The organism is Halanaerobacter jeridensis (assembly GCF_016908315.1).
In the GTDB taxonomy this organism is placed as follows: Bacteria; Bacillota; Halanaerobiia; order Halobacteroidales; family Halobacteroidaceae; genus Halanaerobacter; species Halanaerobacter jeridensis.
Genome location: NZ_JAFBDQ010000012.1, coordinates 30837 through 44095 on the forward strand (window position 1 = coordinate 30837; position 13259 = coordinate 44095).

The 13259-nt window shown below is 34.0% G+C and carries 9 protein-coding genes; 7 read left to right on the top strand and 2 right to left on the bottom strand.

Translation table 11 applies throughout. The annotated features are described in order from the left end of the window. Positions 1–184 precede the first annotated feature (184 nt). The 3 genes from gltB (at position 185) to JOC47_RS11125 (ending at position 7585) form a co-directional block, all read left to right on the top strand. A complete protein-coding gene (gene gltB / locus JOC47_RS11115; protein WP_204702149.1) occupies positions 185–4687 on the top strand; it encodes a glutamate synthase large subunit in 4503 nt (1500 codons plus the stop codon). Beyond that, positions 4687–6153 (top strand): glutamate synthase subunit beta, encoded by a 1467-nt coding sequence (locus JOC47_RS11120; protein ID WP_204702150.1) that lies wholly within the window; start codon positions 4687–4689, stop codon positions 6151–6153. The genes gltB and JOC47_RS11120 overlap by 1 nt, the downstream gene beginning before the upstream one ends. Before the next feature lie 208 nt (positions 6154–6361). Continuing rightward, the gene (locus JOC47_RS11125; protein WP_204702151.1) at positions 6362–7585 is read left to right on the top strand and encodes a serpin family protein; all 1224 of its coding nucleotides are present in this window, start codon (positions 6362–6364) and stop codon (positions 7583–7585) included. Positions 7586–7612: 27 nt separating this feature from the next. On the opposite strand, the gene JOC47_RS11130 is transcribed toward JOC47_RS11125, so the two are convergent. Next, positions 7613–8077: a hypothetical protein gene (locus JOC47_RS11130; protein ID WP_204702152.1), complete on the bottom strand. Its 465-nt coding sequence runs from the start codon at positions 8075–8077 to the stop codon at positions 7613–7615. Positions 8078–8377: 300 nt separating this feature from the next. On the opposite strand from JOC47_RS11130, the gene JOC47_RS11135 reads away from it, so the two are divergent. Next, positions 8378–8866, top strand: a complete 489-nt coding sequence (locus JOC47_RS11135; RefSeq protein ID WP_204702153.1) for a hypothetical protein — start codon at positions 8378–8380, stop codon at positions 8864–8866. Continuing rightward, positions 8850–9710 carry a sensor histidine kinase gene (locus JOC47_RS11140; RefSeq protein WP_204702154.1) on the top strand — a complete coding sequence of 287 codons (861 nt, stop codon included), beginning with the start codon at positions 8850–8852 and terminating at the stop codon, positions 9708–9710. Before JOC47_RS11135 ends, JOC47_RS11140 begins: the two co-directional genes overlap by 17 nt. A 38-nt stretch (positions 9711–9748) precedes the next feature. On the opposite strand, the gene JOC47_RS15750 is transcribed toward JOC47_RS11140, so the two are convergent. After that, a complete protein-coding gene (locus JOC47_RS15750; protein WP_275579416.1) occupies positions 9749–9877 on the bottom strand; it encodes a hypothetical protein in 129 nt (42 codons plus the stop codon). A 507-nt stretch (positions 9878–10384) separates the two neighbouring features. Here JOC47_RS15750 and JOC47_RS11150 point away from each other — a divergent pair. After that, entirely contained in the window at positions 10385–11818 is a 1434-nt protein-coding gene (locus tag JOC47_RS11150) for a carbon starvation CstA family protein (protein ID WP_204702155.1), read from the top strand. 134 nt (positions 11819–11952) lie between these two features. Continuing rightward, positions 11953–13248, top strand: coding sequence for a cation:proton antiporter (locus JOC47_RS11155; protein ID WP_204702156.1), 1296 nt, complete (start codon positions 11953–11955; stop codon positions 13246–13248). Positions 13249–13259: the final 11 nt, after the last annotated feature.

Here is a 13259-nt window from a genome sequence, read left to right on the forward strand (position 1 = left end):
GGGGCTTTTTTCTTTTTTTGCTAGATTACATATTCTGTAAACTACTGCATGTGATTAAATTAACTTAGGATAAGTTTAACATATAGTTGACATTACAGCGTTAATTTGTTAATATGAAGGCACATATTAAAACAATCATTGTCTATAATATTAAGTTAAATTCGGCAGAGGAGGAGAGAAGATTATGGTAAAAGCGATAGGAATTCCCGAAGAAGAAGGGCTTTATTCTCCTGAACAAGAGAAAGATAACTGTGGAGTGGGGTTTATAGCTCATAAATTTGGGAATAAAAGTCATCGAGTAGTAGAGCAAGGATTAGAAATTTTAATTAGGTTGGCCCATCGAGGGGCAGTAGGGGCTGATCCAGAAACAGGAGATGGAGCAGGTATTTCCATCCAGATGCCGGATCAGTTTTTGCGAAAAGTAATGAATGATCAAAATGTAGAGTTACCAGCTGTGGGAGATTATGGAGTAGGAATGTTATTCTTACCGCAAGATGAAGCAGAGCGGCAAGAGATGATTAATTTAATAGAAAAGTTGATTACTGAAGAGGGCCAAGAAGTATTAGGATGGCGTGATGTTCCTGTAGCAGAAGATGAAATCGGAGAGAATGCTGCTTCTAAAGCTCCTTATATTAAGCAAGTAGTAATCGGCAAAGGTGAAGGTGTTGATAATTTTGAATTGAAACTTTATTTCTTGCGGCGAAAAATTGAGAAATTAGTTGCAAGATTAGATATAGAAGAAGAAGAGTTATTTAATGTGACTAGCTTTTCTAGTAAAGTTCTAATCTATAAAGGATTATTATTAGCTGAACAGATTAGCAAATTTTATTTAGATTTGAAAGATGAAAGTATGCAGTCAGGTTTTGCTTTAGTACATCAGCGTTATAGTACTAATACTTTTCCATCTTGGGATTTAGCCCAACCGTTTAAATATTTAGCGCATAATGGAGAAATTAATACTTTGCGCGGTAATATTAATTGGATGGAAGCCCGAGAACCTAGTTTAGAATCAGATATATTAGGAGATAAAATTAAAGAATTATTCCCAATTACTGATGAAGAAGCTAGTGATTCATCTAATTTAAATAATGTTGTAGAATTAATGGTTGCTTCGGGAATGGATGTAGTAGAAGCAATGACAATGTTAATTCCTGAAGCTTGGTCTAAGAATGAATTTTTAGATGAAGATGTGAAAGCATACCATGAATATAATGCTACCTTAATGGAACCATGGGATGGTCCAGCAGCAATTGGATTTACAGATGGGGAGCAGATTGGAGCTAAATTAGATCGAAATGGTCTGCGACCAGCTAGATATACAGTCACTAAAGATGATTATATTATTGCTGCTTCTGAGGTAGGTACTTTAGATACTCCATCTGAAAATATAGCAGAAAGCGGTAGATTACAGCCGGGAGAAATGTTAGTTGTAGATACAGAAGCGGGAGAAATAATTCATGATGAAGAGATAAAAGAAGAGTTGAGTTCTGCTCATCCTTATCGAGAGTGGTTAGAAAATAATAAGCAGTATCTTGAAGATGTTGCAGCTGAGAAAGAAGTAGAATCAGATTATTCGGAGGAGATTACTAAAGAAATTAGAGCTTTTGGTTATAGTAGAGAGGATTTGGAAGTATTAATTGCTCCGATGGCTGCTAATCAAAAGGAAGCAATTGGCTCAATGGGGAACGATACTCCTTTGGCTGTGTTATCTAATCGAACTAAGCCATTATTTAATTACTTTAAGCAATTATTTGCTCAAGTAACTAATCCACCGATTGATTCAATTAGAGAAAAAGTTGTTATGTCATTAAAAACTAATTTGGGTTCTAAAGCTAATATTTTAGAAAGAACGGCAGATAAGGCCAAAACAATTGAATTTGATTCCCCAATTTTAGATAATCAACAGTTAAATAAAATTGCAAATTTAGATAGTGATGAATTTAAAGCTGCTACTGTAGATACAGTCTTTGACCCAGAAGAAGAGAATGGTCTACAGAATGGATTAATTAAATTATTTAATAGAGTGACTGAGCAAGTTGAAGCAGGAGCTAATGTTATTATTTTAAGTGATCGCGGAGTAAATGATTCTCAAGCACCAATTCCTAGTCTATTAGCTACTTCTGCTGTGCACAATTATTTAATTGAGAATAAGATGAGGAATGGTGTGGATTTAGTTGTAGAAACAGGTGAAGCACGAGAAGTTATGCATTTTGCTTTATTGATAGGTTATGGGGCTTTAGCTGTGAACCCTTATTTAGCTTTAGATACTATTTCTTATATGAGTGATGAAGGGTTATATTTAACAGAGACAGAAGATCGATCACGAATTGAAAAGAGAAAAAGAAAATATTTGAAAGCAGTAGATAAAGGTCTGTTGAAGATAATGTCCAAAATGGGTATCTCAACGATTCAAAGTTATCGGGGAGCTCAAATCTTTGAAGCGGTAGGATTGAGTTCAGAATTTGTGGAGCAGTACTTCCCAGGAACAACAACGAGAATAGAAGGAATCGGGCTAGAAGTCTTGGAAAAAGAAATGCAGTGTAATCACCAACGAGCCTACAATGACCCAGAACATGAAGATGATTTAGTTGCTAATGAAGGAGAATATAAATGGCGGGCGCAAGGAGAGCATCATTTATTTAGTCCGGAAGCTATTGCTAAATTACAGCATGCTACAAGAAAAGGAGATTACGAATTATATAAAAAATATGCCCAAGAGATTGATGATCAAAGTGAACATTTAGCAACAATTAGAGGACTTTTTGATTTTAAAGATCGGGATCCAATTCCAATTGAAGAAGTAGAAGCTGTAGAAGAAATTCGACAGCGATTTGTAACAGGAGCAATGTCCTTTGGTTCGATTTCTAAAGAAGCACATGAGACTTTAGCGAAAGCAATGAATGAAATAGGCGGTATGTCTAATTCAGGTGAAGGAGGAGAAGATCCAGAACGATTTTACGATGACCGACGCAGTGCCATTAAGCAGGTTGCTTCGGGACGCTTTGGTGTAACTACTAATTACTTAGCTAATGCTGATGAGTTACAGATTAAGATGGCTCAAGGAGCTAAGCCAGGTGAAGGAGGTCATTTACCTGGTAAGAAGGTCAGTGAATCAATTGCTAAAGTAAGACATACTACACCAGGAATTGATTTAATTTCTCCGCCGCCGCATCATGATATATATTCTATTGAGGACTTGGCCCAGTTAATCTTTGATTTAAAGAATGTTAATCCTGATTCGAGAGTTAGTGTTAAGTTAGTTTCAGAAGTAGGAATTGGAACTATTGCTGCCGGAGTATCTAAAGCTCATGCAGATATGATCTTGGTTTCAGGTTTCGATGGCGGTACAGGAGCAGCACCTTTAACTTCAATTAAGCACGCGGGATTACCGTGGGAATTAGGAGTATCTGAAGCTCATCAGGTGTTAGTAAAGAATAATTTGCGTGATCGAGTCAGAGTGCAAACTGACGGGCAGATGAAAACAGGACGAGATGTAGCAATTGCTGCTTTATTAGGAGCAGAAGAGTATGGATTTGCAACGGCACCATTAGTAGTTCTAGGTTGTATCATGATGCGTCAGTGTAGTGAAAATAGCTGTCCGGTTGGAATTGCAACTCAAGATCCACGTTTAAGAGAGAGATTTGCTGGCTCAAAAGAACAGATAATTAATTACTTTACTTTTGTAGCGCAGCATTTAAGAGAAATCATGGCCGAATTAGGATTTAGAACAGTAGACGAAATGATTGGTCAAACAGATAAATTAGATATGAATGATGCAATTAAGCATTGGAAATCTGAAGGAATTAATGTAGAAAAGATCTTACATCAACAGCAAGATGATACTGATTTAGCTGTACATTGTACTCAAGATCAAGACCATGGAATTGATGATATCTTAGACCGTGATTTGATTGCTGCAGCTAAACCTGCTTTAGAAAAAGAAGAAAAAGTAACTATTGACCGTGAAATTAATAATACTAATCGTACAGTCGGAACCATGTTAAGTGGGCTGATTGCTAAAGAATACGGTGAAGAAGGTTTAGCAGATGATACTATTAATATTAATTTAACTGGTTATGCTGGACAAAGCTTTGGTGCTTTTGCTATGAAAGGATTAACACTAAAGTTAGAAGGGCAAGCTAATGATTATGTAGCTAAAGGAATGTTTGGCGGTAAAGTAATTGTTAAGCAGCCTGATGAATTAGAAGTTCCAGCCCATAAAAATGTAATTGCTGGTAATACCATTTTGTATGGTGCGACTGAAGGAGAATTATATATGAATGGTGTTGCTGGAGAGAGATTTGGAGTTCGTAATTCAGGTGCTCATGCAGTAGTAGAAGGTATTGGCGATCACGGTTGTGAATATATGACTGGTGGTCGAGTTGTAGTCTTAGGTCAAACGGGGCGTAATTTTGGTGCAGGTATGAGCGGTGGTATTGCTTATGTCTATGATATTGATGGCAATTTCACTGAAAAGGTTAATGATTTAATGGTTGATATTGAAGAATTAAAGGAAGAAGATTTGGAATTAGTCCAAGACTTAGTAACTAATCATGTAGAATATACAGGTAGTGAACGAGGTAGAGAAGTTTTAGAAAATTGGGATGAAGTACAAGATAAATTTGTTAAAATCATTCCACCAAAGTATAAAGAAATCATGGCTGAGCGTAGGGAGGATGAAGAGTAATGGCTAATAATAATAATGATGACTTTGGGTTTATGAAATATAATCGCGAAGAAATAGATAAACGTTCGATTGAAGAACGGGTTGCAGATTTTAGAGAAGTAAAAGAAGATCCTACTCCCAAGTATGCTCGCAAGCAGGCAGCAAGATGTATGGACTGTGGAACTCCATTTTGTAATTTTTCTTGTCCTGTTGATAATTTATGTCCCGAGTGGCATGCTTTTGTTCGTAAAGAAGAATGGGAAAAAGCAATTAAGGTCTTGCATGAAACAAACAACTTCCCTGATTTCACAGGGCGATTATGTCCAGCGCCTTGTGAAGGTGGTTGTGTGTTAGGGATTAATGATGATCCAGTTGCTATTAAGAATATTGAGTATGCTATTTCAGAAAAGGCATGGCAGGAAGGTTGGATTAAGCCGCATCCTCCTGAAGAAAGAACAGGTAAAGAAGTAGCGGTAGTTGGTTCTGGCCCAGCAGGTTTGGCTGCTGCTCAAGAACTAAATCGCAAAGGACATCAAGTTACAGTCTATGAGCGTGATTCTAAACCAGGCGGTATGTTGGCTTATGGTATTCCTGATTTTAAAATAGAAAAGTGGGTTGTTAACCGCCGAGTTGATCAATTAAAAGAAGAAGGAGTAGAATTCATTTTAGATACAGAAATTGGTACTGATATTCCAGCTCAAGAGCTAGAAGAAGACTATGATGCAGTAGTTTTAGCAGGAGGTTCTCGTGAAGCTCGGGACCTACCTGTTTATGGTCGAAAATTAGATGGGATTCACTATGCAATGGATTATTTAAAGCAACAGAATAAACGAGTACAGGGCCAAGATATCCCTGAGGAAGAAAAAATTGATGCAGCAGGCAAGCGAGTAATTGTAATTGGCGGTGGGGATACTGGTTCTGACTGTGTTGGTACAGCTGTGCGGCAGGGAGCAGAGAAAGTTTATCAAATTGAATTATTAGATAAACCACCGACAGAAAGAACACCAGATAATCCTTGGCCGCGATTTCCTCAGACTTTAAAGACATCTACTTCTCATGAGGAAGCAGAAAATTTAATTGATACTGGTGAGGACGAATTTGATATTCGTGAATGGTCTGTCTTAACCAAGCGCTTTACTGGAGATGAAGATGATCATGTGCAGGAGTATCATGCTGCACAAGTAGAGTGGAAAGAAGATGAGAATGGTGAAAGAGAAATGGAAGAAATACCTAATAGTGAATTTTCTCTGCCAATTGATATGGTTATTTTGGCTGTCGGGTTTGTTCATCCGGAGCATGACGGGATGGTCGATGAACTTGACTTAGAGTTAGATGATAGAGGTAATATTGCTGATAATAATTATCAAACGAACCGCGATAATGTTTTTGCTGCTGGTGATATGCGTAGAGGTGCATCACTAATTGTCTGGGCCATTAAAGAAGGTCAAGAAGTAGCCGAAGAAGTTGACCATTATTTAACAGATTAGAAAATTAAATTATATAATATATTGAATAAGGGGCTAACTCGAAAAGAGTTGGCCCCTTATTTTTATCTAAGAAATTATCTATATTATCAGGATCGGTGATTGATTTTATGAAATTTTAGAGATAGTTTTAGTATTGCTGAACAGTTATTTAATTGTTATAATATTTATATAATGTTAAAAATAAACATTAAATTGAGGGGGGGATAAAGTGAAAAAGATTATTGTTATAATTACTTTAATTTTAGTATTAGTAGTTTCTTTTAGTGGCTGTCTTAATTCTAAAGAAGAGTTTGCTAGTGCTCCAGTAAAGCTAGATAAGGAGGTTCAAAATAAGTTGATTAAAGAGAACTATCAATTTAGTTATCAATTATTTAAAACAATTTCTAATAATGATAGAGAAAAAAATGTCGCTATTTCACCGCTCAGTGTTTCAACTGTCTTAACGATGATTTATAATGGTGCTAATGGTGAAACAAAGACTGCTTTAGCAGAAACATTAGGATTGCAGGGACTGACTTTGGCGGAAGTTAATAATTATTATGAGAAATTACAAGCACAGTTCTCAAAGCCTAATCAAAAAGTAGAATTAAAGTTTGCAAATTCTATTTGGACTGATGATAATTTGGAATTAAAAGAAGAGTTTATGGACAATATGGATAAGTATTATCAGGGCCAAGCTTTTCAGACTGATTTTTCTAAATCTAGTGCTGTAGCTGAAGTTAATAACTGGATTGCCGAAGAAACACAAGGTAAAATTCCAGATATGATTGATAGTTTGACTGGTGTTAAAATGATGCTCATTAATGCTTTGTATTTCAAGGCTGATTGGCAGACACAGTTTCCTAAGTCTAACACAAGACAAGAATTATTTACGACAGGGTCGGGACAAGAGAAGCAAGTGGCAATGATGGGACAGCAAAATAAATTTAATTATTATCAAGATAAGAATTTAAAATTATTAGAATTACCTTATAGTAATCAACGATTAGCTATGTATATTGTATTAGCAAATAAAGAAATCAAATTTAATTCATGGCTCAAAGATATAACCCCTCAGCAATTACAAGATAAAATGAATAAATTAAGTGCAGAGGAAGTTAAAGTGGCACTGCCTAAATTTAAATTGTCTTATGGAAGCAAAGAACTTAATGGAGTACTAACTAAAATGGGATTAGGGATTTTATTTAATGGTGGAGATTTAAGTAAAATAGCACCTCAAGTAACTTTAGGTGCTATTGAACATAAGACAGTTTTAGAAGTAAATGAAGAAGGTAGTGAAGCTGCTGGAGCAACAGATGCTAAAATGCCAACAGCAAGACCCCCAGGGGCAATAAAAGAGTTTAATGCTAATCATCCTTTTCTGTTTATAATTAAAGATAAAAAAACAGCTAATATTTTATTTATGGGTCAAATAGTAAATCCAAAATTATAATCTATTAAAAGAGAGTTAGTGATATCACTAACTCTCTTTTTTTAATGCCTTTTTTCCTAATTGAACAATAATAATGCTAGTTAAAATTCCTAAAAACAAATGACCTAATAGATAAATTATATTAGAACTAATTGATTCTGGTTGAATACGGCTGATTTCAAGTTGAGTAACAGGAATAAAAATTAACATCCAAGCAGCTGAACCGACAATAAAGCCTTTTAATATAAAATTATCTTTGCCTGTAAAGTAAATAAAATAAACCGTAATAATTCCTACGATACTAGCAATAGCAAAATCATTAAAAGCTCCAATTATTAACGCAGAAATTTCCCCTGTTTTATTTTTTGCTACAACAGCAGAGGTAGCAAATTCCCAAATAGTATGTTCTTTATAGTCAAAATAATAAAGAATAAACCCGAAAACATTTCTAATCAAATTGCTACTAACTCCAGCAAAAACTCCAAGAGGAATTTTATTTTCAAAAGAAAACATCAATGATCATTCCTTTAAGAAAACAAAGTTTGAATAGAATTTTTTAGCATTATATTCTTTTGGCTTTCTTAATTAATAGTATAGCTTAATTGTTTAGAATTATACTGTCATTTAAAACAATTGCTAATGACTAAAAGAAGAAAAACTCATTTTTTTGTTAAATTAATTCACATTTTTTAAAATACTCCGCGAATAAAGAAGGTAAAACAAGAAAATTGACGAAATATAACAAGTATAGCCAAATTACGAAAAAATATAAATATAAGTTTATGAAATTATAAGAATTTAAGGAGGGGACCGTTGATTCCATTTTCTTTTTTAAAAACAATTTTAGTGGTGCTACCAGAACAGATATTAATGTTGTATGTTGGCTTAGGTTTAATTGATATTAGAATAAATTTTAATAATGCATTAAAAGTAGCTACTGGTGGAGCAATTGTAGTCTGGGCTTTACGTTCTGGATTAAATTTATATGGACTTCATGCTTTAGTTACAATGGTTTATCTGATTATAGCAGTTAAATTTATCAAAAGAATAACTTTCTTTGTTGCTACAACAGCAATGTTAATCACATACATATTATTATTTTTTAATGAATATTTATTATTTTTGGGTTGGAGACTAACTTTTGAGCAGGCAATTGTTGATTTTATAAGTGATAGTTTAGTTAATTTTCTATTGATTGCTTATTTATCGAAAGTTTTATTTTTAGTATTGGGCTTATTGATTTATTATTATGATTTTAAATTAATTGATCTAGCAGGTGGTCAAAATGAATCAACAAGATAATCAATCTCAACTAAAATTAGTTATCACTATGTTGTTAGTACAATCATTTTTGTTAATAATGATTGTAACTGTTAATGAAGGCAAAATGCGGCAAGCTTTTTTTAATGGTTCTACTAGATTTGTAATTGCTTTTATAGTAATAGTTTCTTCCTGTTTATCAATTATGCTGGTGCTCAGATTATATCGGATGATTACTTCTCAAGCTGAATTAGAGATTAAAATGCTTAGACTAGAAGAAGAAAGGCAGGCTATGCAGCAATTAAAAAGGCAGCATCATGATTTTGTGAATAATTTACAAACGATCTATAGCTTGGCTCAACTAGACAAGAAAAAAGAACTACTAAATTACATAGAAGGTGTAACTGAAGATTTTCAAAAGGTTAAAGTAGATAGTAAACATTCAGAAGTGCAGATTGTTGAAGCAACCTTATTACCAATGAAAGAGAAAGCTTTAGAGGCTAATATAGATTTTAGTTATCAATTAAAGCAGGGGTTTAAGAAAATTAATGCTTCTACTAATCAAATTATGAGAATTTTATTAAATTTAATTGATAATGCAATTGATGCTACTAAAAAGTTTAATAGAGAGAAAAAAATTAAAGTAATAGGAAAGGAGCAAGAGGAAAAATATATAATTTCTGTTTACAATAGTGGTCCGGTCATTGAAAGGGAGAAAATAAAAGAAATTTTAAAGGAAGGAGTCTCTAGTAAAGGTGAAAATCGAGGTTTAGGATTGTATATAGTGCAGGATATTTTAAATAAAGTAAATGGTAGATTAGAGATTAAAAGTGAAGAAGAGGTAGGAACTGAGTTTATTTGTTATTTTGCTAAAGCAGATAAGTAGAAGAGAAAGTGATAGCACTTTCTCTTCATTGTACTTAATTAAAAGTTAATAAATTTGTTTTTATCTCGTTTTCTTTCCATCATATCAATGGTGCCTAATAAAATATGGGCCAAGCCAAAACCAGTTACTCCCCACCCTAAACTAGGGTTACTGTTCTTAATCTTCATACCTAAGCCTGTCACAACTGTTCCTAAAGCAGTTGGAATTGATCCTTCTCTAATACGATTATTGATAATAATCCCTCCTTGAATTTAGAGGTCTATCTTTATTATGCTATAAAGTTTGAGTACTTATACTGTAAAAATTATCTATATAAAGTGGCACTATCGTGCCACTAGCTAGTAGATAAAAGCTAGTAGCTAGTAGTAAATTCAAAACCAAAAAACAGTTCATAGCTTTGAATTATTGAATACTAGGTTAATGTTTAGGTTTTGAATTTGATTTTATGTTTTTAACTACTAGCTCCTAACTACTTACTTCTAGCTATAAAGTTGCACTGGAAGTGCAACTTTATATAGATATAATGCAATTCAGTATTCAATTTCTGCAATTCAGCAAAAATATATAACTAACATAAGAAATTCCCTTATAATATAAGTAACAAGTTAGCAATAATCTTATAACCCTATAAGCAGTTAACCACAATAATTTATATCTATAGGGGGAAAAAATATATGTTATCATTCATTGGTTCATTAATTGCTTTAGTTGTTGGTTATATTTTGTACGGGACAGTTGTTGAGAAAATTTTTGGTGTTAGTTCAGAGGCTGAAACTCCAGCTTATGCACAACAAGACGGTGTAGATTATGTTCCTTTAAGTTGGCCGCGGACATTCTTGATTCAGTTATTGAATATTGCGGGATTAGGGCCAATTTTCGGAGCGATTGCAGGAGCACTATTTGGTCCAGCAGCATTTATTTGGATTGTATTAGGTTCTATTTTTGCTGGTGGTGTTCATGATTACTTATCTGGAATGTTATCAATTCGTAATGGAGGCGCAACAATTTCGGAAGTTGTCGGTGAATATTTAGGTGAAGGTGCTCGACAGTTTATGCGAGTATTTTCAGTTGTCTTATTAGTATTAGTAGGAACAGTATTTATGCGAGGACCGGCTGATTTATTGGCTAATATGACAAGTTGGAATGTTAACTTATTATTAGGTGCGATTATAGTTTATTATTTCTTTGCCACTGTTTTACCAGTTGATAAGATTATATCTAAATTATATCCAATTTTAGGTGGCTCACTATTAATTATGGCTTTAGGAATTGGTGGCGGCTTAATTATTGGCGACTATCAAATTCCTAATATTACTTTGGCTAATATGCATCCGGAAGAATTATCAATGTGGCCAATGTTATTTGTAACCATTGCTTGTGGAGCGATTAGTGGTTTTCACGCTACGCAGTCTCCTTTGATGGCCCGGTGTTTAAAAGATGAAAAGAATGGGAGAAAAGTATTCTACGGTGCGATGATTACTGAAGGAGTAATTGCTTTAGTTTGGGCTGCAGCAGCAATGACTTTCTTTGGCGGTACAGAAGGCTTATCTGGAGCAATGGCTCAACATGGTGGACCGGCTGGAATTGTTAAATTGATTAGTGACAATATGCTAGGTGTTGTTGGCGGTATCTTAGCAATGCTTGGAGTAGTAGCACTGCCAATTAGTTCAGGAGATACAGCATTTAGAAGTGCTCGTTTAATTTTAGCCGATATCTTTAACTTAGATCAAAAAGATAATGCTAATCGATTCAAATTGGCTATTCCAATGTTTGCAGTTGGTATTGCATTATCACAAATGGACTTTAGTGTAATTTGGCGTTATTTCGCTTGGTCTAACCAAACATTAGCTATGATTGCTTTATGGGCTGGCGCAGTTTATTTATTAGAAGAAGAAAAGTTCCATTGGATTGCCACTTTACCGGCTACTTTCATGACTGCAGTTTCTATCACTTATATTTTAACTGCACCAGAAGGATTCGGGATTCAAGGTTCATTGCCAACAATTGTTGGTGTACTAGCAGCATTAGGAGCTTTAGGATTATTTTTATTCAAAGGGCAGCAGGATACAGTAGGTTCTGAAGCTGGATTAGCAGTCTCAGAAGATTAATTGTAAAATACCTTTTACAACTTCTAAATTAGTAGTTATAATATAAAAGGAAAAATTAATAATAGATAGTTTAGCTCAGTCCTTTAATTAGTGGCTGAGCTAAACTTATACCATAAATTTTCAGAGGTGAAATAATGGACTTAACAACAGTTAATAGCCTAGCTGATTTAAGAAAGTGGTCTCTACTAAATCATGTGGACCATAAAGTAGTGTATGTGATAGGAGTCTTAGTCTTTTTTTCATTTATAATAATTTCAATTACAAAAAAATTAAAAATACCAAAGGTAGTAGGGTATGTGCTGGTTGGTATTTTATTTAGTGTTAGTACAGTTAATCGCGTTCCTTTTTTATCGGGGCAGGCTAAAGAATGGTATGCTTATTTAATTAATTCTTTTAGCTATGTTACTGTATTGACTGTATCATTTATTTCTTTTAAGATTGGAACTGAGCTTTCCATTGAGGTATTAAAAAAATTAGAGGTAGAATTTGCTTTGATTGTTTTTTTAGAATCGATCGGATCTTTTGCTTTAGTAACAGGAAGTATGTTATTATTAGAGCAACCATTATTTTTAGCTTTAGTTTTAGGAGCAATTGCTTGTGCTACTGCTCCAGCAGCTACAGTAATGGTTTTAAAAGAGTACAAAGCTCACGGTGAATTAACAGCTACCTTATTAGTAGTCTTAGCTTTAGATGAAGCCTTGGCGGTGATTATCTTTAGTTTTGCCGAACCAATAGCTTTAACTTGTGGAGCAGAACATATGAGCTTAACATTTACTAATGGCTTTTTAATTCCACTAATTAAAGTTCTAGGGGCAATTTCTTTGGGCTTACTTGCTGGTTATTTTTCTCAAAAAGCTATGGTTGATTATCATAGTAAAGTAAAAAAGGTATTATTATTGTTAACAACAGTCTTTGGAGTTTCAGCTATTGCAATCTTTTTTCATGCTTCGCCTTTGATAGCTAATCTGTCAGTTGGTTTTGCTTATCGTAATTTCTGTAAACGGCATTTAGGAATAGCTGAGCATATGGATACGATTACTATTCCCTTATATGCAATTTTCTTTATTTTAGCAGGGATGCAGATTAAGATTGCTAGTATAACTTCTGTTAGTTTTTTGATTATAGCAGTTACTTATTTTGTAGCCCGAACAATTGGAAAATTAGGCGGTTCTTATTTAGGTGCTAAATTATCGGGAGCTCCAAAGAAAGTAGAAAAATATATTGGCTTAGGATTATTACCACAGATTGGGGTAGCAATTGATTTGGCTTATAAAGTAGAAAGAGATTTTGCTCATTTAGCTGGTGAAAAAGCTAAATTAGGTATGTTAGTCTTTAATATTCTCTTATTCACTGCTGCAATTACCGAAATTTTAGGTCCTTTAGCAACAGAGTATGGGCTTAATCAGGCGGGAGAAATGAAAGAATTTTAAAACTATAAAGA